Raw genomic sequence first — 22,646 nt, 5'->3', positions numbered from 1 at the left:
TCCCATCTGTGCCCCGATGGGAGAGATTCGGTGGAGATAGCCGTCACACATGAGCCGCACAACGGGCTCATAGCCCCAGATCAGATACGGTCGCGGCGCTGTGCGGAGAGCTTCAAGGAGCCAGTCATTGCGCGAGTTCACCGTCCCCCCGTTGACGAGCCCTCCGCAGGCCGGAGGACTGGCGGATGCTGTCTTCGAGCATGCCGAGACGGATCCGGACCGGGTGGCTCTGGGGCGCAGAACCGCCGACGGCCAGTGGCTCGATGTATCCGCGGGCGAGTTCCGTGACCAGGTGCTGGGGCTCGCCAAGGGGCTGCTGGCCCAGGGCGTGCGCTTCGGCGACCGCGTCGCCATCATGTCCCGCACCCGCTACGAGTGGACGCTGTTCGACTTCGCGCTGTGGTCCCTGGGGGCGCAGAGCGTGCCGATGTACCCCACCTCCTCCGCCGAGCAGGTCTTCTGGATGCTGTACGACGCGGAGGTCTCCGCCTGTGTCGTGGAGCACGAGGACCACGCCATGACGGTCGGCTCGGTGATCGGGCGGCTGCCGATGCTGACCCGGCTGTGGCAGCTGGACGCGGGCGCGGTGGACCAGCTGACCGCGGCCGGGGCGTCGATGGACGACGAGGTGGTGCACCGCCACCGCAAGGCGCTCCAGCCCGAGAATCCGGCGACCATCGTCTACACCTCGGGCACCACGGGCCGTCCCAAGGGCTGTGTCATCACCCACGCCAATCTGATGGCCGAGTGCGACACCGTGGTCGCCCGCTACGAGGAGGTCTTCCACTCCAAGCGGGGCGACGAGGCCGCGACGCTGCTGTTTCTGCCGCTCGCGCATGTCTTCGGCCGGATGGTCGGGGTCGCCGCGATCCGCGGCCGGGTGAAACTGGCCCACCAGCCGAGCCTCACCGCGGCCGCGCTGCTGCCCGATCTCCAGTCGTTCCGGCCGACGTTCTTCCTGGCCGTGCCGTACATCTTCGAGAAGGTCTTCGCGGCGGCGCGCAGAAAGGCCGAGCTGGAGGGGAGGCTCGGCCCCTTCGACAAGGCCGTGGACGTCGCGGTGCGGTACGCGGAGGCGCAGGAGGCCCGGGCGTTCGGCATCGGTCCGGGGCCGAGCGCCTCGCTGCGCATGCAGCACCAGTTCTTCGACAAGGTGGTCTACAGCAAGGTGCGGGCGGCGATGGGCGGCCGGGTCCGGCACGCCTTCTCGGGCGGCTCGGCGATGGAGCGGCGGCTCGGGCTGTTCTTCGCGGGCGCGGGCGTCATGATCTTCGAGGGGTACGGGCTGACCGAGACCACCGCGGCGGCCGTGGCCAATCCGCCGGACCGGCCCCGCTTCGGCACGGTGGGCGTGCCGCTGCCGGGCACCACCGTGCATATCGCGGACGACGGCGAGGTGCTGCTCTCCGGCGACCAGGTCTTCGAGGGCTATCTCACCGACCGCAAGGCGACCGACGCCGTGCTGCGGGACGGCTGGCTCGCCACCGGCGACCTGGGCACCCTGGACGACGACGGCTATCTGACCATCACCGGGCGGAAAAAGGAGGTCCTGGTGACCTCCAGTGGCAAGACCGTCTCGCCGGTGGTGCTGGAGGAGCGGGTCAGGGCGCATCCGCTGGTCGCGCAGTGCATCGTCGTGGGCAATGACCGGCCGTATGTGGCGGCGCTGGTGACGCTGGACGCCGAGGCGGTGGCGCACTGGCTGGCGATGCGGGGCCGGCCGGAGCTGCCCGCGAAGGAGCTGGTCCGCGAGCCGGATCTGGAGTTGGAGATCCGGCGGGCCGTGATCACCGCCAACACGCTGGTTTCGCAGGCCGAGTCGATTCGTACGTTCCGGATACTTGCCGCTCAGTTCTCGGAGGAGCATGGTCTCCTGACGCCTTCACTGAAATTGAAGCGGAAGGCGATCGAGCAGGCGTATGCCGTAGAAATCGAGGCGCTCTACCATTCCTGAGCCGCAAAGGGGGCACGGAAATGATCGACATCATTCTCCCCGAACTTCCCGAGCGCGAGCTGGCACTGGTATCCGAGGAATTCTCCCGGCCTTCGGGCCATGTCCCGCCCCGGGCCGCCGCGGCCCCCGCCCTGACGGGGCGGGTCGCGCTGGGCGGGCCACTGTCCGTACCGGTGACGGCGGAACTCGTCGGCCGGGTGCCGGAGCTGAAAGCCTATGTGGAATCGGAGGCCAACAAGACCGACAAGGCAGACAGCGCGGCCTACCACTTAGTGCATTTTTCGGTCAGCTGCGCACAAGAAACAGCCAATCCTCAACTTCATACGGTCAATCTCGATCTGACACTCACGGCCGATCCGGCCGGAAACCGCCGGGCCGCCTTTCAGCCGGTGGCCTGGTCCATGACACCGCTCCAGCTCAGCGCGGCGGTCCGGGCCGGCGGACCGGCCCACCTCGGGCCGCGGCTGGGGTTCGTGCGACAGGACCGGACCGCGCCGGGCGCCCGGGTCTGGCTGGAGGCGCGGCGCGAGCTGCGGTCCGACCCGGGCTGGGAGATCCGCCGCACCCCCACGGCCGGAATCGGCGGCACCTACCGGCTGGCCATGGTGGTGCGGGCGCCGCGCGCCACGGTCAGCCGGGCGGCGGTCGAGGTGGGCGCGACCGTCCGCGAAGGGCATGTGCTGCGGCGGTTCCGGGCGGAGCTCCCGGAGCCGCTGCTGCTGAGCGCGATGTGACGGAGCCGGGCCCGATGTGACGCGCGAGCCGGATGGCCGACGGCCGGCTGCGGGTGCCGGCCGCGGCTTACGCGCCGTGCAGCGCGCCGCGCGCGGCGCGCTGCACGGTGGACCGGTGTCCGGCCTCGGCGGTGGCCTTCGCGGCCGAGCCTGAGCGGGAACACGGGAACACCGGAGGCGGCTGGGAGTGTGGCGCGGGGTCGCGCCGGGAAGCAACGGTCGTAGCGGCCGAGCGGGAATGCGACTCGGCCGTCGCTCGTTCACTCTGAAGACGTACCCACCCGTATTCGACGTAAGGATCGACCGCTCGTGAGCCAGGTCCCCTTCATCACCCTCAGCAACGGCGTCCGGATGCCCCAGCTCGGCTTCGGCGTCTGGCAGGTCCCGGACGACGAGGCGGCCGTTGCCGTCAGCACGGCCCTCGAGGCCGGGTATCGCAGCATCGACACCGCCGCGATCTACGGCAACGAGGAGGGCACGGGAAGGGCCATCGCGGAGTCGGGCATCGCGCGCGACGAGCTGTTCGTGACCACCAAGCTCTGGAACGCCGACCAGGGCTACGACTCCACCCTGCGCGCCTTCGACGCCTCGCTGTCCAAGCTCGGCCTCGACCATGTCGACCTGTATCTGATCCACTGGCCGCTGCCGGCGGTCGACAAGTACGTGGACAGCTGGAAGGCGATCGAGAAGATCCACGCCGAGGGCCGCGCCAGGGCCATCGGGCTCTCCAACTTCCACCCGTCCCACATCCAGCGGCTGCTCTCGGAGACCGAGGTCGCCCCGGTGATCGACCAGGTCGAGCTGCACCCGCAGCTCCAGCAGTCGGAGCTGCGGGCCTTCAACGCCCGGCACAACATCGCCACCGAGGCGTGGTCCCCGCTCGGCCAGGGCAAGGGCCTGCTGGAGGACGCCCGGCTCGCGGCCATCGCCGAGAAGCACGGCAAGTCCCCGGCGCAGGTGGTGCTCCGCTGGCATCTGGACCTGGGCAATGTGGTGATCCCCAAGTCGGTCACGCCGTCCCGCATACAGGAGAACATCGACGTGTTCGACTTCGAGCTGGACGCCCAGGACCTCGCCGCGATCAACGGGATGGACTCCGGCAACCGCCTCGGCCCCGACCCGGAGACCTTCAACCTGGTGTGACGCCCCGCCCCCGCGCCACCCCGAGCGCCCCCGCCCCCGTCCTCTCCGAGTGAGGACGGGGGCGTTCGCGCAACCTCCCGTTGGCGGCGGCTGTTCGGGTGGGATCCGCGCCCGCCGCCCGCCGCCGTGGCCTGCGGGGCCGGGCCCCGGGCCCCTCCGACGGCGGGCCCGGGAGCGGGCCCGGGGGTGGTCGTGCCGGGTGTTTCCGCGCGGCGCAACCGGGGAGACCGGACGGGCGCGCAGCCCGTGTCGTACCGGCTTACGTTGACGCAAGCCCCCCACGACACGAGGAGACACCCCGATGCTCCGCAGTCACAGACCTGCCCTGACCGCCGGTTGTGCCATCGCCATCGCCGCTCTCTCCCTGACCGCCATACCCGCCGCCGCGGCCCCCGGCCCCACGGCCGAGACCACCGCCGGAGTCCCCGCCGAAGTCCCCGCCGAAATGCTCGACTCGATGCGGCGCGACCTCGGCCTCACGGCCGACGAGGCGAGGGCCCGGATCACCAACGAGTACCGGGCCGGCACGGCCACCCCGGCCCTCCGCCAGAGCCTCGGGAGCGCGTTCGGCGGCGCGTGGGTGACCGGCAAGACCGCCGAGCTCACGGTCGCCACCACCGATCAGGGCCGGCACGGCGTCATCACCGCCGCCGGCGCCAAGGCCGTGACGGTCAGCCACAGCCTGGACGACCTGACCGCCGCGAAGGACGCCCTGGACCGCACGGCCGAGCGGCGCGCCTCGACGGCCGCCTCCGTCTGGTACGTCGATGTGAAGACCAACAGCGTCGTGGTCCAGTCGACCGACCCCGCCAGGGCCTCCGACTTCGTCGCCGCCAGCGGAGTGTCCCCCGGCGTCGTACGGATCGTGGAGTCCGACGAGCAGCCGCAGCCGCTGGACGATGTGCGCGGCGGCGAGGCGTACTACATCAACGGCACCGCGCGCTGCTCGATCGGGTTCTCGGTGACGAAGGGCTCCCAGGGCGGCTTTGTCACCGCGGGCCACTGCGGCGAGGCGGGCGCCACCACCACCGGCGTCAACCGCACCGCCCAGGGCACCTTCCAGGCCTCCCGCTTCCCCGGCAACGACTACGCCTGGGTGTCGGTCAACAGCGACTGGAAGCCCACCCCCGCGGTGCTCGGCCCCGCCGGCGCGATCGTCACGGTCGCCGGCTCCCAGCAGGCGCCGGTGGGCTCCTCCGTCTGCCGCTCCGGCTCGACGACCGGCTGGCACTGCGGCACGATCGAGCAGCTCGACACCAGCGTGCGCTACGCCGAGGGCCTGGTCAGCGGGTTGTCCCGGACCACGGTGTGCGCCGAGCCCGGCGACTCCGGCGGCTCGTACATCTCCGGCAGCCAGGCCCAGGGCGTCACCTCCGGCGGCTCCGGCGACTGCACGGCCGGCGGCACCACGTACTTCCAGCCGGTGAACCCGATCCTCACGACGTACGGCCTCGCCCTCACCACGGGCTGAGGCCCCGCCCCCGTCCGGCGGTCCGCCCGGGTCCGTGTCCGCTCGTATGCGGCCACGGACCCGGGCGGGGCCGCCGTCACCGGGGCTTGACGGCCGCGTGGACGGTGAACGCGCTCAGCCAGAACACATCCGGCCGGCGCAGCACGCCCGCCTCGTCGTCGGGGTCGATGAGCCGCCCGAGCGTGGCGCGGTCGGTCGCGTCGAGGCGGTCGGCCAGCCGCTCGTGCAGGCGGGCCAGCTCGATGTGCAGCATCTCGCGGGCCGGGGCGTCGAGCGGGGCGGGGTGGTCGACCAGGAAGGTGCGGCTGCGGGCCCCGGTCAGCCCGGCCGCCCCGAGCATGGCGGGCCAGTCCTCGACGATCTCCTTGGCGCCGGGCAGCTCCGCCCGCATCTCGGTGAACCCCTCGTCCTGCACGGCGTCGATCCGAGCCAGCAGGCCGGGGCGGCCGATGCCGATGTCGCGGGGCAGCGCGCGCAGCGGCAGCCCGCCCTCGGACACGGCCAGCACCCCGCCGGGGCGCAGCGCGGCGGCGAGCCCGTCGAGGGCTCCCTGCTGGTCCCCCAGGTGGTGCACCGCCTTGCTGGACCAGATCAGATCCGCCTCGCCCACGTCGGCCAGCCCGTCGGGCAGCTCGGCCAGGTGGGTCCGTACGCGGTCGGCGACCCCGAGCCGCTCGGCGCGGGCGTGGGCGCGCTCCAGCAGCTCCGGGGTGCCGTCGACGGCCACGACCTCGGCGTCGGGGAAGGCGCGGGCGAACAGGCAGGTGGCGCCACCGGGCCCGCTGCCCACGTCGAGCGCGCGGCGCACGGGCACGGCGAGGAGCCCGCGCAGCCATTCGGCGGTCTGCTCGAGGGCGGGGGTGCTGAGCTCCGCGTTCTTTTCGAGGAGCGTTCCGAAGACGGCCCAGTCGACGGCGTGCGAGGCGTCGCCGTGGGCGTGGCCGCCGTGCGGGTGATGGGTGTGGTCGTCGTGGGTGTGCGGGTGTCGGGTCATGCGAGGAGCCTGCCCCCGCCCCGCGCCACCGGCAAACTTCCTTGCCGTTCCGGCAACTCGACCTGTTGGGCAGCGGCTAGGCGACGCCCTGTGCGCGGGCGATGTCCTCGATGCGGTGGGCGAGCCGGAGGTCGAGTTCGGTCACCTTGCCGCCGACGCTGTGGGTGTTCACCGAGACGCCGACCTTGTTGTAGCCGAGGGTCAGATCGGAATGGTGTCCCAGCTCCTCCTGCGCCTCGGCGACCTCGGCCACCAGGCGGGCCGCGGCCGGGTGGCCCGGGAAGGAGTAGCCGCGCACCAGCAGATCGTCCCGCAGCGACCAGCCGGGGAGGTCCGCGAGGCCCCGCTCGATCTCCTCGTTCGACAGCGGCTCGACGGCCATGGCGCCTCCCTTTCGTCGCGACTGGTCCCACCCTCCCACGCACCCCTCCGACCACCCGCGAGGCGGGCGGCACGTGTTCGGTTACGGTCGGGGTATGACGACTGCCGTGACTGCCCCGGGGGTGGGCTCGCTGCTGCGCGAATGGCGGGACCGGCGGCGCATCAGCCAGCTCGAACTCGCGCTGCGCGCCGACTCCTCCGCCCGCCACATCAGCTTCATCGAGACCGGGCGGGCCAGGCCCAGCCAGGAGATGGTGCTGCGCCTCGCCGAACACCTGGACGTGCCCGTACGCGAGCGCAACGCCCTGCTGATCGCGGCGGGTTACGCACCGCACTACCCGGAGACCTCGTTGGACGACCCCTTGATGGGCCCGCTGCGCGAGGGGATGGAGCGGCTGCTGACGGCCTACGACCCGTACCCCGCGATCGTCGTGGACGGCACGTATCACGTGGTGGCGGCGAACCGGGCCATGGCCGCGGTGCTTGAGGGGGTCGCGGAGCACCTTCTCCGGCCGCCGATGAACGCGATGCGCATCACCCTGCACCCGGACGGGCTGGCCCCGCGGATCCGCAATCTGCGCGAGTGGCGCGGCCATCTGCTGGAGCAGATGGAGCGGCAGCTGGCCCTGCTGCGCTCCTCGCCGCTGCGGGAGCTGTACGAGGAGGTCAGCGCCTATCCGGTGGACGCGGGGGGCCGGGAGGAGGCGGCCGTGGGCGGGGACCACGCGCCGTTCGCGCTGCCGATGGTGATCGAGCACGCGGGAGAGGTGCTGTCGTTCGTGTCCACGATCACGACCTTCAACACCCCCATGGACGTCACCGTCTCCGAGCTGGCCATCGAGACCCTGCTCCCGGCCGACCCGGAGACGGCGCAGGCCCTGCGGCGGCTCATGCCGTAGGGGCCGCCGGGACCCGGTCCAGGAAGCCGAGGACGGAGCGGATCCGGCCGTCCTCGGCCAGGGTGATCACATCGGACCCGGCGACGGGCGCGGAGCCGTCGGCCGTGGAGACCAGCTCCCAGGTGAAGCGGGCGGTGTCGTGGTGTCCGTCGACGGTCCCGGTGTGCTGGAAGACAAAGCCGGGGAACTGCTCCTGGGCCCCGGCGATGACCGCCGCGAGCTGGTCGTGGCCGCTGACCGCCGCGAGGGGGTCGGTGTAGCCGCCGTTCTCGGTCCAGGCGGCGGCGACGGCCTTGGCGCGGGCCTCGGCGTCGGTCGCGTTCCACGCCTCGAAGTAGCGGGCGACGGCGGTCTCGTACTGCGACTGGGCGGTCATGGCAGGGCTCTCCTCATGGCATGAAATCCACTGGTGGGACCGGGTCCCGAGCCGGAGTGCGCCGGCCCGGAACCCGATGCCTCCACCCTGCCGCCGACGGCTCGCCCGGTCGATTACCCGCCAGGTAATGACGACGGCCCGGCTCAGGACAGCGCCGACCAGGCCTCCTCGACCAGGTCCGCGACCTTGTCGGGCCGGTTGGACACGCCGCTGCCGGCCGTACGGACCTGGACGGTCAGCCCGGCGCCGGTGCGCTGGCAGTAGGTGACGTGCACGGAGTCCGCGGTGGGTTCGGATCCCTCCATGGTGGGCTGGTTGTAGAGCACGCACGAGACATCGCCGATGGTCTTGAGCTCGTCCGGCGCCTTGGCCAGCGCGAGCCGCTTCGGGTCCACGTAGAGGACGTACGGCTCGGGGGCGCGGCTGCGGACCGCGATCAGCGTCGCGGTCGTCTGGAAGTCCTTGTCGACATACTGCTTCACCACGGCGGCGGCACCGCCGTACGCCTTGGACACCCGCTCGCCGCTCAGGCGCGCCTCCTCGGCGAGCTGTTCGGCCGTCTTCTCGCCCTTGGCGCCGTTGGACTCGCGCTGGGCGTCCACGAGCGGTCTGAGCCCGTCGAGCTTCGCGGGGGCGCTGAGCTCGCCTCCGCCGCCCCCGCCGCCGAAGCCCCCGCCGTCGTCGTCCGAGAGCAGCGCGGGTATGCCGGCCGCGGCCAGCCCGACCACGAGGCCGATGGCCGCGGTGACCAGCGGATTGCGCAGCGAGAACCGGCCCTGTCGCGGGGCCGGGGCCGCGGCGGGGGCGAGGGCCGGGAACTGTCCCGGCTGCGGCGGGATGCCCGCGGGCTGCGGGGGAAGCCCTTGCGGCTGCGGGGGAAGTCCCTGGGGCTGAGGGGGTGTCGGCGGCTGCTGCTCAGTCATGTCGGCCTCAAGGTTTCTCACGAGTCGTCACCTATGTGTCGGTCCATCATTCTGGCCCAACCGGCCGGATCCCGGCCCTGGTAGACACTGTCTACCCTTCCTGGTAGACAGTGTCTATGAGCGAACACGACACGGGGCTGCGATCCCGTCTGATCGAGGTCGGCGTCGATCTGGTGACCAGGGAGGGGATGGCGTCCCTGACGCTGCGGGAGATCGCCCGCAGGGCCGGGGTGTCCCACGGCGCCCCGCGCCGCTACTTCCCCACCCACCTGGCGCTGTTGTCCGCGATCGCCCGGCAGGGCTTCGGCGCGCTCGCCGCGCAGGTCGCCGAGGCGGTCGGGGACGGCAAGGCCGCGCCGCGCGCCCAACTCATGGCGCTGAGCCGGGTCTACCTCGACTTCGCGCTCACCAACCGCGGCATGTTCGAGCTGATGTTCCGCCATGACCTGCTGGAGAGCGACCACCTCGGCCTGCGCGACACCAGCCTGCCGCTCTTCGAGGTGCTGGTCGACCTGGTCGCCCGGGCGCGGCCGGCGGCCGACGCGGCGCCCCGGGTCGTCGCGGGCGCGCTGTGGGCCAATCTGCACGGCATCGTCCAGCTGTGGGGCTGGGGCAGCCTCCAGCTCGGCACGGGCGCCGACGACGTCGAGCCGCTGCTGCGCGCCGCGCTGGACGCGCACCTGGGGCCTGAGCGGTCGTGAGCGCCTCGCGGCACCGCCGCTTCACGCTCGTCGGCAGCGTCGCCGGGGCCGCGATCGTGGCCCTGGACGGCACCGTGCTGACCGTCGCGCAGCCCGCCATGCGGCGGGATCTGCACGCCTCGTTCACCGCGGTGCAGTGGACCAGCACCGGCTATCTCATCGCGGTGGCGGGCCTGCTCGTCTTCGCCGGGCGCCTCGGCGACCGCTACGGCCACCAGCGGCTGTTCGCGGTCGGCACGCTGGGCTTCGCCGCCACGTCGGCGGGCATCGGCCTGGCGCCCGGGGTCGGCTGGGTGATCGGCCTGCGGGTCGCCCAGGGGGTGTTCGGCGCGCTGCTGCAACCGGCCACGCTCGGGATGCTGCGGGCCGCGTATCCGCCGGACCGGATCGGCATGCCCATCGCTCTGCGCACCAGCGCCATCGGGGTGGCGGCCGCGGCCGGCCCGCTGGTCGGCGGGGCGCTGACGGATCAACTGGGCTGGCGCTCGGTCTTCTTCCTGACCGTGGCACCGGCGCTGCTGATCGGTGTCCTGGCGCTCGTCGTGCGGATCCCGGAGCCGAAGCGGGCCGCCGACCTCCCGCTCGATGTGCCCGGCGCCCTCCTCCTCGCGCTGGCCCTGGCATCCCTGGTGCATACGCTCGTCGCGCTGCCGGAGGCCGGCCGGACGGCGGCGACCGCGCTCGGGGCCCTCGCCACGGTGGCGGCCGGAGCCGCGTTCATCCGGCACGGGCGGCGCGCCGCGCACCCCCTGCTGCCGCCCGGCGTGCTGCGGGCGGCGGCCGTCGCCCCGGCGCTCGGGATCCTGGTGGCGGCGTCGGCCGCGGTGTTCGGGACCCTGTTCGTCGCCACGTACTTCCTCCAGGACGTGCTCGCGCTGGACCCGCTGGCCAGCGGAGTCAGGGCGCTGCCGCTGCCCGCCATGATGGTGCTTGGCGCGCCGGTCTGTGCCCTGCTGCTGCGCCGGTACGGGCCCCGCCCGACGGCCGTGGCGGGGATGGCGCTGCTCGCCCTCGGCGTGCTGCTGTTCTCCCGGCTCGGCCCGGAGCCCACGGCCCTGGAGATCGGCGGCTGCTTTCTCGCGATCGGCGCCGGATTCGCCGCGGCGATGGTCACCGCGACGGCCGTGGTCGTCCGCCAGGCTCCGGCAGATCACGCCGGGGTGGCGGGCGGGCTTCAGCAGACCGCGATGAACATCGGCCCGGCGCTGGGCGTCGCCGCGGCCACCATGCTCATGGCGCTCACGACGATGGGCGCCGCGCTGTCGGTCCTGGCCGCCGTCGCGGCGGCCGGGGCGCTCCTCGCGGCCCGGCTGCCCCGGTCAGGCGGCCGACCCGGCGGCGCTCCCGCCGGCCGGGGGCGCGCCGTCCGCGCGGGCGGTCTCCGCGGGGGCCGCGGGTCCGGTCCGGCCGGCGGCGCGGCGGGCGGCCATCAGCACGTGGACCAGCACACCGGCGAAAAGGAAGAGCGTGCCCTGGTAGACGGCGGCGTATCCGGCGCCCGCGACCAGCCAGAAGGAGAAGCCGAAGCCGAGCAGCGCGAGTAGCAGGTCCCGGGCGAAGCGGCCGGGGCGCACCTCGTCCCGGCGCCCGGTCAGCAGGAAGTGGACCTGGGCGCCGGCGGCCAGCAGATACGGGACGGTGGCCGAGAAGGTGGTGATCAGGACGAGGGTCTCGAAGACCCCGTCCGAGCCCGAGGTGTAGTTGACCACGGTGAGCAGCGAGGCGAGGGCGGTGCCGACGAGCACCCCGAAGGTCGGCACCCCGCGCCGCTTGGCAGCGAACGCGGCGGGGAAGAGCCCGTCGCGGGCGGCGGCGTACGGGGCCTGGGCGCTCATCAGGATCCAGCCGTTGAGCGCGCCGACGATGGACACCACGGCGGCCAGCGCGATCAGGGTGCCGCCCCAGGCGCCGCCGAACATGGCGTCGACGGCATCGGAGAAGGGGGCGGTCGAGTTCACCAGGTCCCGGTGGGCCACGGTGCCGAAGACCGACAGCGTGCCGACGAGGTAGACCACGGCGGCGCCCACGGTGCCCAGCACGCTGGCCCGCCCGACGTTGCGCTCAGGGTCGCGCACCTCGCCCGCGCTCATCGACGCCGACTCGACGCCCACATAGCTGTAGAGCAGGATCGCGGCCGCCGCCGAGAGCCCGCCGACCGCGCTGCCGCCGCCCGCGTTGAACGGGCCGAGGTTGTGCGGGTCGAAGAAGAACAGCCCGGCGACGGCGACGAAGAGCAGCGGCACGAACTTCAGCACCGTCGAGACGATCTGCACCGCGCCGACCCAGCGGGTGCCCGCCAGGTTCGCGAGCGCCGGGAGCCACAGCGCCAGCAGCGCCACGGCCAGGTCGACGCCCTTGGACTGGTGCCCGGGGGCCAGCACATGGACGTAGCCCACGGCCGCCACCGCGAGCGCCGCGTTGCTCACCCAGGTCATGGTCCAGTACGACCAGGCGGACAGAAACCCCGCGAAGTCGCCGAACGCCGCGCGCGCGTAGACATACGGCCCGCCGGTGCGCGGATCGCGCTCCGCCAGCCGGCCGAAGACGAGCGCGAGCGCGACCGCGCCGACGGTCAGGACGGCGAAGGCGAGCAGGCTGACGGTGCCGTACGGGGCGACGGAGGCGGGCAGCAGAAAGATGCCGCCACCGATGATGTTGCCCATGACGAGCGCGGTCGCCGTGGGCAGGCCGAAGCGGCGGGCGGGGTGCGGGTCATGCATCCCGCCATGGTCGGGGAATGCGCACGATGCGCAAAATCACCGGGTTTTGTCCGGCATGGGCGGCGGGGCCGCCGGAGATGCTGCGGTGACACCCCCGGACCGCCGCGATTCCTCGCCCGTCTGGCGCGGGATCTGCGGCCCGTCCGCCTCCCGCAGCCAGCGCCGCAGCACGGTGTGCACCCGCTCGGCGCCCACCAGCTCCTCCCCCGGCCGGGTGGGCGGGCTGAGCTCGATGGGCCACAGCAGAAAGGGGTGGCTCTGCGCCCCGCCGAGCCCGCCGTGCGAGCCGATCTGTCCCTCGAAGGCGTGCACCTCGCCGGTGGCCGGGTCGTACGCGGAGTTGACCATGATGTCGGGGGCGTTCGGGAAGCGCGCGGTGCGCCGCACGGCGGCCGCGGCGCCGTCCCCGAAGGCCGCGAGCGGGCTGCGCCCCACGACGCGGCCGGTGTCGAGATGGTGCTCGGCGCCGTCCGCGCCCAGCACCACCGCGCCGTGCCGCTCGGATCGTACGAGCAGAAAGCCCACCCCGGGGTGGTCGGCGAGGGTGCGCAGCAGCGCGGGGTGGCGGCGGTCGATCTCCTCGCGGCTCATCCGGCCCGGTACGTCGGGGAAGGACACCAGGCCCAGGTTGCCGGAGGCCAGCACCACCGGGTCGGAGGGGCCGTGGCCGTCGCCGTCCGGCTCGGGCCGGCGCAGCGCGGCGCGCGCCGCCTCGCGCGCCTCCGCACCGGTGGGTGTACGCCCGGCCTGCCGGGGCACGGTCAGCCCGCAGCCGGCCCGCACCAGGTCCTCCAGGGTGAGGCCGTAGGCGCCGGCGAAGGTCGCGCCGGGGCTCTGCCCGTGGTCGGAGAGCAGCACGATGCGGTAGTCGCGCGGCGCGTGCTCGACGACCTTGGCGATCAGCGCGACACAGCGGTCGAGGCGGCGCAGCACCTGGTGGGTGTCGCGGCTGCGTGGCCCGGAGTGGTGGGCCACCTCGTCATAGGCCACCAGGTCGGCGTAGATGGCGGTGCGCCCGGACAGGATGTCGCCCATCACCGCGGCGACCACCACATCCCGTTCCACGACGGTGGCGAAGGCGCGGATCAAGGGGTACAGCCCGCCGCGCCCCACGCGCGGCGCCGAGCGCCTCAGCCTGGCGCGCGCCGCCTGGCCGAGCTCGCGGAAGACCTCGGCGAGGAAGGAGCCGGCGGTGCGGGTCGCGTTCGCGGGGTCCCTGAAGTACGCGAAGTAGCCGCTCCGGGAGCGGTTGTGCCTGCCGCGCCGGGCCGCCACCGAGAGCACCAGCGCCAGCTCCTCGGCGCCGCCGGTGAACAGGTTGCCGCGGCTGGCCCCGTCGACGGTGAGCAGCCCCCCGTCGCCGGTGCGGGCCGCGGCCCGGCGCTGCAACTCGGCCGCGCTGGTCGGCCGGTTGCTGACCATCACCTGGCGGGTCTGCTTCTCGTACCAGCGGAAGGCGGGCACGTCCTCGTTGGAGCCGTGCAGGATGCCGAGCTGGCTGGCGCCGGTCTGGCTGGACCAGTCGGTGCGCCAGGGGGTGAGCGTATGGGTGGTGTCCACCCAGCTCGCGAGGGTCGGCATGAGCGGCGGCCGGTTTCCGCGGTCGCACACCGCGTCCCGCAGCACATCGTGTCCCACGCCGTCTATCTGGAGGAACACCGTCCCGGGCGGCTGCGGCCCCCCGCCCGGACCGCCCAGGCGGCGCCGTCGGCGGTCCGCGAGCCGCGCGAGCCGGCGGCGGTAGGCGCCGTCGTCCCGTACGGCCAGGAAGGTGCTGGTCGCCGAGGACGCGGCGGACATCACCGCCGCGACCACAACGGCGGTCTCGGGCTCGGCCGCGCCGCGCCCGTCCGGGATCAGGCTCAGCGCGATCAGCAGCAGTGAGCCGTTGAGCACGAACACCAGCAGGCCGAGCACGAAGGCGGGCACCAGCAGCAGGGCCCGCACAAGCAGCGGCCACACCAGCGCGCTGAGCAGGCCGAAGGCCCCCGCCCCGCTCGCGGCGGTGATCGCGACACGGGTCGCGCTGTCGCCGTCGGCGGACTGGAGCCGGAAGTCGGGCAGGATCGCCGCGAGCGCCAGCATGGTGAGCGTGGACACCGCCCATACCGCGATCACTCGCAGCAGGGCCGCGCCCACGGTTTTCCATCGGGGCATCTGCACGCCGCACCAACCTCGTGTTCCTGGCCCGCTCGACACGCGCGGGCCGTCCCCCACCCTGTCACAGCGGATTTCGGGCCCGGCCGGTGCCGTTTCCCCTCGTCGCCGTCTCTCTATAAGAATTTCGTTCATTGATATGGACACGCCATGCAGGCGGGCCTACCGTGACTCTTGGTCTAGACCATGATCCATTGACTGGAGGTGACGATCACATGCCCGCGTTACGCATCAGAACGCTCCTCGCCGTCGCCGCGCTCGCGGCGGCGCTGACGGGCGTGGCTCCGGGGACACCCGCGCCCGCCGTACAGTCGCCGACGGACGGCTGGCAGCAGAAGTCCTTCACCTACGCCATGCACAAGCCGTGGAACCTGGACCTGAGCGAGCGCTACACGTACGACTCCGGCTCCAAGACACACACCATGTGGGTGTACTCCACCGACGAGCCCCTGGAAGAGGGCAGCTCGACCGATCCGCGCACCGAGATGCGGTGGAACCAGGAGTACACCTCGGGCAAGCGCATGTGGGACGCCGACGTGTACATCCCGTCCGGCACCAACGGCGCGGACTTCATGCAGATCCTGCGGGTCAAGCACCCGTCCGGCACCCCCGCGACCGACATCATGCTGCGCGTGTCCAGTGAGAACGGCGGCACCGTCAAGCGCTACACGGACCAGGTCGTCAAGACCGGTGTCTACAACAAGTGGTGGAACCTGAAGGTCGCGCACGACGCCGACGCCGGGCGGATCCGGGTCTACGCCGACGACCAGCTGGTTCTGACCGTCGACGACCGCGGCCCGGCGACGCGCCACTTCAAGAACGGCGTGTACCACCACGGCAGTGGCCGGGCCGAGGCCCGGTTCCGCAACATCCACTATTGGGTTCAGTAGAGGAGCGCGAGATGTCGGGAAAGCATCGTGTGATCGCCGCCGCGTCGGCCGCCTGCGGACTGCTCCTGGCGGTACCGACCGCCGCCCACGCCGAGGTCGAGCCCGGCGGCTGGACCTCCGAGTCTCCCTCGTTCAAGGTGCAGGAGCGGGGCTGCGGCCAGGTCGACGGCCTGACCTTCACCCTCACCTGTTCCACGGCCGGCGGCGACCAGCGCGCCGAGCGGCGGTACGACACGTACACCGGCGGCACCCGCCAGTTCGAGGGGTACTTCAAGGTCACCAGCATGGGCGGCACGCGGATCAGCCTGAAGCAGACGTTCAACGACACGGACGGCGCCGCTGGCCCGTACTTCATGCTGGCCGTCGAGCGCGGCGGGCGGCTGTACGCCGTGCACGGCGGGGACACCCTCTCGAACGCCGGGACCGTCGGCGCCACGGTGCGGGTGAACACCGTGCACCAGGTGGGCAAGGAACACCGCACGTACATCAACGGATCGCTGAAGCACACCGTCGACAGCCCCGGCGGCAGCTTCTACGACAAGTTCGGCGCGTACCGCACCAGCAGTGGCAACGGCCCGGCCACGGTGGTGTGGAGCAACGTCAAGTTCTGGCGCAAGTGAGCGGCGCGCTCCGAGCCCTGGCGGCGGCGGTCCTCGTCGCCGCCGGCCTGGCCGGCTGCTCCTCGCCCCGGCCGTCCGCCACCCGCCCCGCCGAATCGGCCACCGGCACCAGGCTGACGGCCACCCTGACCTCGCCGGTGGACATCACCCTGAGATGGACGGGCACGGAGCCGGGAGCCGCCGGCCGGATCGTCGAGTTCGCGACCGAACCCGAGGGGCCGTACACGATCCTCGACTACCTCCCGCTCGGCCGGACCTCGTACCGGCACCCCGAACTGATGCCCGAGACGCCCTTCTACTACCGCGTGCGCCCCTACTACGGGCCCGCCTCGCGGCCGGTCGACGTACGGCTGCCGAAGGGGGAGTTCACGGAGAAGGACCAGAAGGACGACCACGAGTGGGCGCCGCCCCGGACGCAGCGCCAGACCGCCGTCCGTACCGGCTCCGTCACACCCGGAGCGGCCGGGGCGGCCGGGGCGGCGGCCCCCACGGGGCTGCGGGCGACCGTCATGCACGCCAACGGCATCAGGTTCACCTGGACCGACCACGCCTCCGACGAGCAGGGCTATCTGCTGGAGGACCGGCCGCGGGGCGGCGACCGCTTCCGGCCGGTCGCCGTCCTGGACCCGGACATCAACTCCTTCGGCCTGATCACCCTGGAGAACGAGAAGCGGGCGACGTACCGGGTGCGGGCCTTCCGCTACGGCGAGCGGTCCAACGTCGTGCACCTCAAGACGGGGGCCTCGCCCCAGCGGTAACGGCTCACGCGGGGCGGCCGAGCTCCTTGCGGAACAGCTCCAGGACGTTCCCGCCGAGGACCTTGAGGATGTCGCCCTCGGGCAGGCCCCTGCGGACCAGCGCCTCGGTGACCAGGGGCAGCCCCCGGGGGCCCTCAAGCCCGGGCACCACCAGCTCGGCGTACTCGAGGTCCTCGCAGCACGGCGGGCTGACGTCCGCGCTGACCTCCTTGATGAAGTCGGGCCCCAGGCCCACCCGGTCCACGCCCGCGACCTCGATGACATGCAGGATGTGGTCGGCCAGCCGGTCCACCGTGCGCTCGGCGGGGTCGGTGGCCAGGAACTCGCCGAGGAAGTTCACGCACACCATGCCGCCGGTCGCGGTGATGCCGCGGATCTGTTCGTCGGTGAGGTTGCGGTGGTGGTCCAGCAGGGCACGGGCGGAGGAGTGGGTGGCCAGCACGGGCCGGGTGGCCAACTCCAGCACATGGGCGACGCCCGAGGCGCCCAGATGGGAGACGTCGAAGAGCATCCCCAGTCGCTCCATCTCCGCCAGCGCCGCCACCCCCGCCTCGGTGAGCCGGCTGCCGGTGGCGTCCTCGCCACTGCCGTCGGCCAGGGCGGTACGTCCCCAGTGGGCGATGGAGGCCATGCGCACCCCGAGCCGGTACAGGGTCGGGATCAGCTCCACGTTCGCGTCCAGTCCTGGGGCGCTCTCCAGCGCCAGAACCAGCGCGATCCTGCCCTCGTCCAGGGCGCGGTCGATGTCGTCCCCGTCCAGGCACAGCCGTACCTCGTCCGCGTTGCCCTCGGCGAGGGTGTGCGCGCACTCGATCATCCGCAGCGTCTCGCGCAGCGCGCCCTCGGGGCGGAACCAGTCCTCGATGAAGACCGGCAGCACCTGGAGGTCCACCCCGCCCTCGCGCAGCTGGGGCAGCCACTGGTCGCGGAAGAAGGAGGCCCAGCGGCGCGGCGGGCGGGCGGTGACGGCGACCAGCAGGTCGTTGTGGGCGTCGGCGACCACCGCGCGGCGGTGGAGTTCCAGGTACGAGGACACGTACGGGCATTCCTTTGCGGTCAGGCGGTCGATCGGAGCGTCCGGGGGCAGGGTGCCCCACGGGCCGGGTTCCGCGCCATGGAATATCGAGGGGGCAGGGGCTGTCGGCCGCCGCCGGGCGCGGTGAGAGGATCGAGGGGCACATAACCGTCCGCGCCGCCGTCCACTGGTCCGGGCGGAGCCACGAGGGAGGGTCCGAGTGTCGGTGGAGATCACCTGGTGGGGGCATGCCACCACCACCGTGCGGGACTCCGGTGTGCGCGTGCTGACCGACCCGCTGTTCGTACAGCGGCTGGCGCATCTGCGGCGGCGCCGCGGGCCCGTGCCGCCGCCCGCCGCCGCGGTCGCCGATGTCGCGCTGGTCTCCCATCTGCACGCCGACCACCTCCACCTCGGCTCGCTGATGCGGCTGCGCCCCGGCACCCGGCTGGTGGTGCCGCGCGGCGCGGGGCGGGCCGTGCCGGGGCTGCGGCGGGTGGCGCGGGCGCGGGAGCTGCGGGTCACGGAGGTGCGGCCGGGCGAGGAGATCGCGGTGGGCGAGGTCCGGATCCGGGCCGTGCCGGCCGCGCACGACGGCAGACGGCTGCCGTACGGGCCGAGCGGGGTGCCCGCGCTCGGCTATGTCCTGCGGGGCGAGGCAACGACGTACTTCGCGGGCGACACCGGGCTGTTCGACGGCATGCCGCGGGCGGTGGGCGACTGCGATGTGGCGCTGCTGCCGGTCGGCGGCTGGGGCCCCTACCTCGGCCACGGCCACCTCGACGCCCACCGGGCCGCCGAGGCCCTGGCCCGGCTGGGCGCGCGCACCGCGATCCCCGTGCACTACGGCACGTTCTGGCCGATCGGCATGGACTGGGTCCGCCCGCACGAATTCCACGCGCCCGGCGACGACTTCGTCCGGCACGCCGGACAGCTGGCCCCCGACGCGGTGGTGCACCCGCTGCGGCACGGCGAGTGCGTACGCCTGGAGACCGCCAGATGACCGGCCGCATACTGGAAGGCATCGGCGATCTCGCGCGGAGCGTGCCGCCCGAGTCGACCCAGCAGGCAGTGGGCTATCCCTCGCTGTTCCTGCTGGTGGTGCTGGGCTCGCTGGTGCCGGTGGTGCCGACCGGGGCGGTGGTGAGCTCGGCGGCCGTGGTGGCGGTCCATCAGAGCGTGCCGCCCCTGTCGCTGCTGGTCGTCTTCGCCGTGGCGTCCTTCGCGGCCTTCCTCGGCGACATCGCCCTCTACTGGCTCGGCCGCCGCGGCCTCCGCTCGAAGAACGGCTCCCGCTGGCTCGCCCAAATCCAGGGCCGCGCCGCCCCCGAACGCCTGGCCCAGGCCCGGACCCGGCTCGACGAGCACGGGGTGGCGGTGCTGGTCCTGTCCCGGCTGCTCCCGGCCGGACGCATCCCGGTGATGCTGGCCTGCCTGCTCTCCCGCATGCCCATGCGGCGCTTCGCCCGCGGGGACGCCCCGGCGGCGCTGGCCTGGGCCGCGACCTACGCGCTCATCGGCATCCTCGGCGGCACGCTCTTCGCCAGGCCCTGGGAGGGCGTGGCCGCCGCGATCGCCCTCACCGTCCTCGTCGGCGCCGCCCCCGCCCTCCGCCGCCGCACCCGGGCCCGCCGCGAGGCACACAGCGAGGCGACGGGCTGACCGCCGGGCCGGCCGGCGAGCCGGCTGCGGCTCAGCCTCGGGCTGCGCAAGGAGCGGGGCCGTTGGGTCGTGGCGCGCGAGCATCATTCGTTCCCGGACACCTCCGGCCCCGACGCCGCGTAAGTGGCCGTGCGGGGCCCGGCCGACGAGGGGGCGGCCGGGCCCGGGCGGGGCGGCGGGGTCAGCGGCAGAGGACGGATCGGAGGGCTTCGGCCAGGGTGCGCTCCGGTTCGCGCGCGGCGTCCGGTGCGCGCCAGGCGATGAAGCCGTCGGGGCGGATGAGGACCGCGCCCCGGGGGGTGGTGCCGTGGAGTTCGGTCCAGTCGACGCCGGGGTCGGGGGTCAGGTCGTGGGTGGGGTCGGGGCCGATGCGGTAGGCGGCCAGCGGCATGTCGAGGCGGTCGGCGACGCGCAGGGCGGCGCCGTGCCAGGCGGCGCCTTCGGGGCCGGTGAGCAGGACACAGGTGCGCTCGTAGAGGTCGAGGGTGGACAGCCGGGTGCCGTCGCGGTCGATCCACAGGTGCGGGGCGCGGCCGCCGGGTTCGCCGACGGCGGTGAAGCGCTCGGGGACGACGGGGACGGCGGGGTCGGCGCCGAGGATCGCGTCGGAGGCGTAGCGGTAGCCCATGGCCACCGCGAGCACATCGCTCTGCCGGCCGGTGGACGGTGGCGCGGTGTAGCCGGGGTGGCTGTGTTCGGCGGAGCGCGCGGCGGCGCGGGCGCTGGTGGCCACGGCGACCGGCTGGCGTTCGGCGCCGTAGGTGTCCAGCAGGCCGGGTCCGGCCCAGCCGCCGAGGACGGCGGCGAGTTTCCAGGCAAGGTTGTGAGCGTCCTGGATGCCGGTGTTGGAGCCGAAGGCGCCGGTGGGGGACATCTCGTGGGCGGAGTCCCCGGCGAGGAAGATCCGGCCTTCGCGGTAGCGCTCGGCCACCCGTTCGGCCGCGTGCCAGGGGGCCTTGCCGGTGATCTCGACCTCCATGTCGCGGACGCCGGTGGCCCTGCGGATGTGTTCGGCGCACCGCTCGTCGGTGAAGTCCTCCAGGGTCTCCCCGGTCTCGGGGTGCCAGGGGGCGTGGAAGACCCACTGTTCGACGTTGTCCACCGGGAGCAGCGCCCCGTCGGCCTCCGGGTTGGTGAGGTAGCAGGCGATGAAGCGGCGGTCGCCCACCACATCGGCGAGGCGCTTGGCGCGGAAGGTGATGCTGACGTTGTGGAACAGCTCGCCGTGGCCGGTCTGGCCGATGCCCAGCCGGCGCCGTACGGAGCTGCGGGGGCCGTCGGCGGCGATGAGGTAGTCGGCGCGCACCACGGAGGTACGGCCCGACTCGCGGTGCTGGACGACCGCGGTCACCCCTTCGGCGTCCTGCTCGAAGGAGATCAGTTCGGTGGAGAACCGCAGCTCGCCGCCCAGCTCCTGGGCGGTCCGCAGCAGGACGGGTTCGAGGTCGTTCTGGCTGCACAGACACCAGCCTGAGGGGCTGAGCCCGCGCATGGTGCCACCCGGGTCGATCTCCCGGAACAGCCAGTTGTGGTCCATTCCGGTGAGGGATTCGGCCTGGAGGATGCCATGGTTGCCGTCCAGGACGGACGCGGCCTCGCGGATCGCCTGTTCCACCCCCGCGGTGCGGAACAGCTCCATGGTCCGGAGGTTGTTGCCGCGCCCTCGGGGGTGTGTGGAGGTGCTCGCGTGTTTCTCCACGAGCAGGTGTCCGACGCCCAGACGGCCCAGGAAGAGTGAGGCGGACAGTCCCACCAGGGAGCCGCCCACGACGAGTACTGGCACACGCTCATCGACATGGGGATTCATCTCGCTGCTATTCCCGGGGTTTCATGCCTGGTCAGGCGTCTGGTAGGCCCCTTCGCCCGGATGGCTCACATATCTCGCGGCATCCGTGGGAGCGCTCCACGATCGACTCACGGGCGCCGCGTCCGGCGAAGGACGCCCCCGGAGGAGGAGTAGAGCCTATGAGCACCCTGCCCAAGACTTCGCGGCCCGCGAAGTCCACGACGACGACCGAGCCCCCGCCCCGGCAGTCCATGCTCACCGACGCCCGGCTGCGCGTGGTGCTGCTGGTGTCGGTCCACGCGGGCGCCGAAGAGCGTTTTCTGCATGCCTACGAGCAGTTGTCCCAACAGGTGGCCGCGGTCCCGGGGCACATCAGCGACCAGCTGTGCCAGTCGATCGAGAACCCCTCGCAGTGGCTGATCACCAGCGAGTGGGAGAGCGCCCCGCCGTTTCTGAGCTGGGTGGAGAGCCCCGCGCACCGGGAGATGGTCAAGCCCCTCCACGGGTGTGTCGAGGACACCCGGTCGCTGCGGTTCAGCGTGTTGCGGGAGACCTTCTCGGGCAAGGGCGCCTCCGGCCGCCGCGCCGCGCCCCCCGTGCAGCTGGCCCCGAGGATCGGCGACGGCCTGGTGCGGCACGCGCTGACCTTCACCGTCAAGCCGGGCAGCGAGGGGAGCGTGGCCAAGATCCTGGCCGACTACGCCGCGCCCGAGGCCCGGGTGGACGAGCACACGCGGCTGTGCCGCACCTCGCTGTTCATGAGCGGCAACCGTGTCGTACGGGCGGTCGAGGTCAAGGGCGACCTGGTGGCGGCGTTGCGCCATGTGGCCAGACAGCCGGAGGTCCGGGCGGTCGAGGAGGCCATCAACCCGCATCTGGAGGAGGACCGCGACCTGGACGACCCGGAGGCCGCGCGGGCGTTCTTCATGCGGGCCGCGCTGCCCGTGGTGCACCATCTGACCGCTGACCCCAGCCGCCCGCCGAATCTGCACCGCCACATGCTGCTGTACCCGGTGAAGACCGGCTGCGGGCCGGCGGTGGCCAGCCTGCTGGCCCGTCAGGACGACCTCGCGGTGAGCAAGGCGAAGTCGGCGATGGCCTCGGGCAAGGGGCGGCACACGATCGTCAGCAGCACGGTCTTCCAGCGCGACGACATCGTCGTACGGATGGTGGACATGGGCGTGCCGCTCGACAGCGAGCCCGCGGTGGCGGCCGGGGTCAGCGGGCCGCGCGCGGCCGCCGTGCTGACCCGGCTCCTCGACGCGGGCGGCGCTGGGAAGAAGAAGATCGACCTGGTCGGCGAGGCCGGGCTGCGGCGCTTCCTCGACGACTGCGACATGGCTCAGGTCACCGACCGCCGCGCGGCGGACTACTGACGCTCCCGCTCCCTCTCCCCCCCGGGTCCCCTGCCCGTAGCCCCGCTACCCCCCGGCCCTTCCCGTACCCACCGACACGTCGTGCG

At 73.0% G+C, this 22,646-nt stretch carries 20 protein-coding genes and 1 pseudogene; 13 read left to right on the top strand and 8 right to left on the bottom strand.

What is annotated here, in order from left to right; translation table 11 throughout:
• The first annotated feature begins 127 nt into the window (after positions 1 to 127).
• The 4 genes from ACZ4WQ_RS23885 to ACZ4WQ_RS23870 all read left to right on the top strand — a co-directional run bounded on the left by ACZ4WQ_RS23885 (position 128) and on the right by ACZ4WQ_RS23870 (position 5,302).
• A complete protein-coding gene (locus ACZ4WQ_RS23885) occupies positions 128 to 1,954 on the top strand; it encodes an AMP-dependent synthetase/ligase (protein WP_311728381.1) in 1,827 nt (608 codons plus the stop codon).
• Between the two features lie 20 nt (positions 1,955 to 1,974).
• Complete coding sequence (locus tag ACZ4WQ_RS23880) at positions 1,975 to 2,688, top strand: hypothetical protein (protein ID WP_311728380.1); 714 nt, start codon at positions 1,975 to 1,977, stop codon at positions 2,686 to 2,688.
• 309 nt (positions 2,689 to 2,997) lie between these two features.
• Entirely contained in the window at positions 2,998 to 3,831 is an 834-nt protein-coding gene (locus ACZ4WQ_RS23875; protein WP_311728379.1) for an aldo/keto reductase, read from the top strand.
• Positions 3,832 to 4,132: 301 nt separating this feature from the next.
• Positions 4,133 to 5,302, top strand: a complete 1,170-nt coding sequence (locus ACZ4WQ_RS23870) for a S1 family peptidase (protein WP_398373898.1) — start codon at positions 4,133 to 4,135, stop codon at positions 5,300 to 5,302.
• Between the two features lie 76 nt (positions 5,303 to 5,378).
• Here ACZ4WQ_RS23870 and ACZ4WQ_RS23865 read toward each other — a convergent pair whose 3' ends face one another.
• Both ACZ4WQ_RS23865 and ACZ4WQ_RS23860 read right to left on the bottom strand, forming a co-directional pair.
• Entirely contained in the window at positions 5,379 to 6,296 is a 918-nt protein-coding gene (locus ACZ4WQ_RS23865) for a class I SAM-dependent methyltransferase (RefSeq protein ID WP_398373897.1), read from the bottom strand.
• 76 nt (positions 6,297 to 6,372) lie between these two features.
• A complete protein-coding gene (locus tag ACZ4WQ_RS23860) occupies positions 6,373 to 6,678 on the bottom strand; it encodes a 4a-hydroxytetrahydrobiopterin dehydratase (RefSeq protein ID WP_311728376.1) in 306 nt (101 codons plus the stop codon).
• A 94-nt stretch (positions 6,679 to 6,772) separates the two neighbouring features.
• On the opposite strand from ACZ4WQ_RS23860, the gene ACZ4WQ_RS23855 reads away from it, so the two are divergent.
• Positions 6,773 to 7,576 carry a helix-turn-helix domain-containing protein gene (locus ACZ4WQ_RS23855; protein WP_385348358.1) on the top strand — a complete coding sequence of 268 codons (804 nt, stop codon included), beginning with the start codon at positions 6,773 to 6,775 and terminating at the stop codon, positions 7,574 to 7,576.
• Here ACZ4WQ_RS23855 and ACZ4WQ_RS23850 read toward each other — a convergent pair.
• Both ACZ4WQ_RS23850 and ACZ4WQ_RS23845 read right to left on the bottom strand, forming a co-directional pair.
• Positions 7,566 to 7,952, bottom strand: coding sequence for a nuclear transport factor 2 family protein (locus ACZ4WQ_RS23850; protein ID WP_385348355.1), 387 nt, complete (start codon positions 7,950 to 7,952; stop codon positions 7,566 to 7,568). The genes ACZ4WQ_RS23855 and ACZ4WQ_RS23850 overlap by 11 nt on opposite strands.
• Before the next feature lie 143 nt (positions 7,953 to 8,095).
• Positions 8,096 to 8,875 (bottom strand): hypothetical protein, encoded by a 780-nt coding sequence (locus tag ACZ4WQ_RS23845; protein WP_398373896.1) that lies wholly within the window; start codon positions 8,873 to 8,875, stop codon positions 8,096 to 8,098.
• A gap of 116 nt (positions 8,876 to 8,991) precedes the next feature.
• Here ACZ4WQ_RS23845 and ACZ4WQ_RS23840 point away from each other — a divergent pair, with 116 nt between their 5' ends.
• Positions 8,992 to 9,576, top strand: coding sequence for a TetR/AcrR family transcriptional regulator (locus tag ACZ4WQ_RS23840; RefSeq protein ID WP_398373895.1), 585 nt, complete (start codon positions 8,992 to 8,994; stop codon positions 9,574 to 9,576).
• Positions 9,573 to 10,895 (top strand): annotated as a pseudogene (locus ACZ4WQ_RS23835) (MFS transporter); the annotation flags it as partial. The gene ACZ4WQ_RS23840 and the pseudogene ACZ4WQ_RS23835, both read left to right, overlap by 4 nt.
• Here ACZ4WQ_RS23835 and ACZ4WQ_RS23830 read toward each other — a convergent pair.
• On the bottom strand, positions 10,896 to 12,296 hold the full coding sequence (locus ACZ4WQ_RS23830; RefSeq protein WP_398373894.1) for an amino acid permease: 1,401 nt from the start codon (positions 12,294 to 12,296) through the stop codon (positions 10,896 to 10,898).
• 36 nt (positions 12,297 to 12,332) lie between these two features.
• A complete protein-coding gene (locus ACZ4WQ_RS23825) occupies positions 12,333 to 14,453 on the bottom strand; it encodes a phage holin family protein (protein ID WP_468022374.1) in 2,121 nt (706 codons plus the stop codon).
• A gap of 215 nt (positions 14,454 to 14,668) precedes the next feature.
• Between ACZ4WQ_RS23825 and ACZ4WQ_RS23820 the strand changes: the two genes are divergently transcribed.
• The 3 genes from ACZ4WQ_RS23820 to ACZ4WQ_RS23810 are packed head-to-tail and all read left to right on the top strand — an operon-like array spanning position 14,669 to position 16,721.
• Positions 14,669 to 15,343, top strand: a complete 675-nt coding sequence (locus ACZ4WQ_RS23820) for a polysaccharide lyase family protein (protein WP_311728368.1) — start codon at positions 14,669 to 14,671, stop codon at positions 15,341 to 15,343.
• Positions 15,344 to 15,354: 11 nt separating this feature from the next.
• Positions 15,355 to 15,963 carry a hypothetical protein gene (locus tag ACZ4WQ_RS23815; protein WP_311728367.1) on the top strand — a complete coding sequence of 203 codons (609 nt, stop codon included), beginning with the start codon at positions 15,355 to 15,357 and terminating at the stop codon, positions 15,961 to 15,963.
• Positions 15,960 to 16,721 (top strand): fibronectin type III domain-containing protein, encoded by a 762-nt coding sequence (locus ACZ4WQ_RS23810; protein WP_398373892.1) that lies wholly within the window; start codon positions 15,960 to 15,962, stop codon positions 16,719 to 16,721. Before ACZ4WQ_RS23815 ends, ACZ4WQ_RS23810 begins: the two co-directional genes overlap by 4 nt.
• A gap of 4 nt (positions 16,722 to 16,725) precedes the next feature.
• Here the strand turns inward: ACZ4WQ_RS23810 and ACZ4WQ_RS23805 are convergent, their stop codons facing one another.
• Positions 16,726 to 17,757, bottom strand: a complete 1,032-nt coding sequence (locus tag ACZ4WQ_RS23805) for a dipeptidase (protein ID WP_398373891.1) — start codon at positions 17,755 to 17,757, stop codon at positions 16,726 to 16,728.
• 199 nt (positions 17,758 to 17,956) lie between these two features.
• On the opposite strand from ACZ4WQ_RS23805, the gene ACZ4WQ_RS23800 reads away from it, so the two are divergent.
• Positions 17,957 to 18,739: an MBL fold metallo-hydrolase gene (locus ACZ4WQ_RS23800; protein WP_311728363.1), complete on the top strand. Its 783-nt coding sequence runs from the start codon at positions 17,957 to 17,959 to the stop codon at positions 18,737 to 18,739.
• Complete coding sequence (locus tag ACZ4WQ_RS23795) at positions 18,736 to 19,398, top strand: DedA family protein (protein WP_398373890.1); 663 nt, start codon at positions 18,736 to 18,738, stop codon at positions 19,396 to 19,398. Before ACZ4WQ_RS23800 ends, ACZ4WQ_RS23795 begins: the two co-directional genes overlap by 4 nt.
• A 181-nt stretch (positions 19,399 to 19,579) precedes the next feature.
• Here the strand turns inward: ACZ4WQ_RS23795 and ACZ4WQ_RS23790 are convergent, their stop codons facing one another.
• Complete coding sequence (locus ACZ4WQ_RS23790; RefSeq protein WP_311728361.1) at positions 19,580 to 21,205, bottom strand: FAD-dependent oxidoreductase; 1,626 nt, start codon at positions 21,203 to 21,205, stop codon at positions 19,580 to 19,582.
• A 158-nt stretch (positions 21,206 to 21,363) separates the two neighbouring features.
• Between ACZ4WQ_RS23790 and ACZ4WQ_RS23785 the strand changes: the two genes are divergently transcribed.
• Positions 21,364 to 22,560, top strand: coding sequence for a SchA/CurD-like domain-containing protein (locus tag ACZ4WQ_RS23785; RefSeq protein ID WP_361188991.1), 1,197 nt, complete (start codon positions 21,364 to 21,366; stop codon positions 22,558 to 22,560).
• Positions 22,561 to 22,646: the final 86 nt, after the last annotated feature.

It is taken from the genome of Streptomyces sp. NPDC028305 (assembly GCF_055569495.1).
The sequence above is the reverse complement of the archived record's forward strand: the minus strand, read 5'-3'. Positions and strand labels throughout refer to the sequence as shown.

Coding starts and splice junctions, on each gene's coding strand:
- ACZ4WQ_RS23850 (WP_385348355.1), bottom strand. CDS start 7,952: ATGACCGCCCAGTCGCAGTACGAGACCGCCGTCGCCCGCTACTTCGAG.
- ACZ4WQ_RS23865 (WP_398373897.1), bottom strand. CDS start 6,296: ATGACCCGACACCCGCACACCCACGACGACCACACCCATCACCCGCAC.
- ACZ4WQ_RS23795 (WP_398373890.1), top strand. CDS start 18,736: ATGACCGGCCGCATACTGGAAGGCATCGGCGATCTCGCGCGGAGCGTG.
- ACZ4WQ_RS23855 (WP_385348358.1), top strand. CDS start 6,773: ATGACGACTGCCGTGACTGCCCCGGGGGTGGGCTCGCTGCTGCGCGAA.
- ACZ4WQ_RS23880 (WP_311728380.1), top strand. CDS start 1,975: ATGATCGACATCATTCTCCCCGAACTTCCCGAGCGCGAGCTGGCACTG.
- ACZ4WQ_RS23785 (WP_361188991.1), top strand. CDS start 21,364: ATGAGCACCCTGCCCAAGACTTCGCGGCCCGCGAAGTCCACGACGACG.
- ACZ4WQ_RS23830 (WP_398373894.1), bottom strand. CDS start 12,296: ATGCATGACCCGCACCCCGCCCGCCGCTTCGGCCTGCCCACGGCGACC.
- ACZ4WQ_RS23870 (WP_398373898.1), top strand. CDS start 4,133: ATGCTCCGCAGTCACAGACCTGCCCTGACCGCCGGTTGTGCCATCGCC.
- ACZ4WQ_RS23860 (WP_311728376.1), bottom strand. CDS start 6,678: ATGGCCGTCGAGCCGCTGTCGAACGAGGAGATCGAGCGGGGCCTCGCG.
- ACZ4WQ_RS23845 (WP_398373896.1), bottom strand. CDS start 8,875: ATGACTGAGCAGCAGCCGCCGACACCCCCTCAGCCCCAGGGACTTCCC.
- ACZ4WQ_RS23840 (WP_398373895.1), top strand. CDS start 8,992: ATGAGCGAACACGACACGGGGCTGCGATCCCGTCTGATCGAGGTCGGC.
- ACZ4WQ_RS23815 (WP_311728367.1), top strand. CDS start 15,355: ATGTCGGGAAAGCATCGTGTGATCGCCGCCGCGTCGGCCGCCTGCGGA.
- ACZ4WQ_RS23825 (WP_468022374.1), bottom strand. CDS start 14,453: ATGCCCCGATGGAAAACCGTGGGCGCGGCCCTGCTGCGAGTGATCGCG.
- ACZ4WQ_RS23820 (WP_311728368.1), top strand. CDS start 14,669: ATGCCCGCGTTACGCATCAGAACGCTCCTCGCCGTCGCCGCGCTCGCG.
- ACZ4WQ_RS23790 (WP_311728361.1), bottom strand. CDS start 21,205: ATGAATCCCCATGTCGATGAGCGTGTGCCAGTACTCGTCGTGGGCGGC.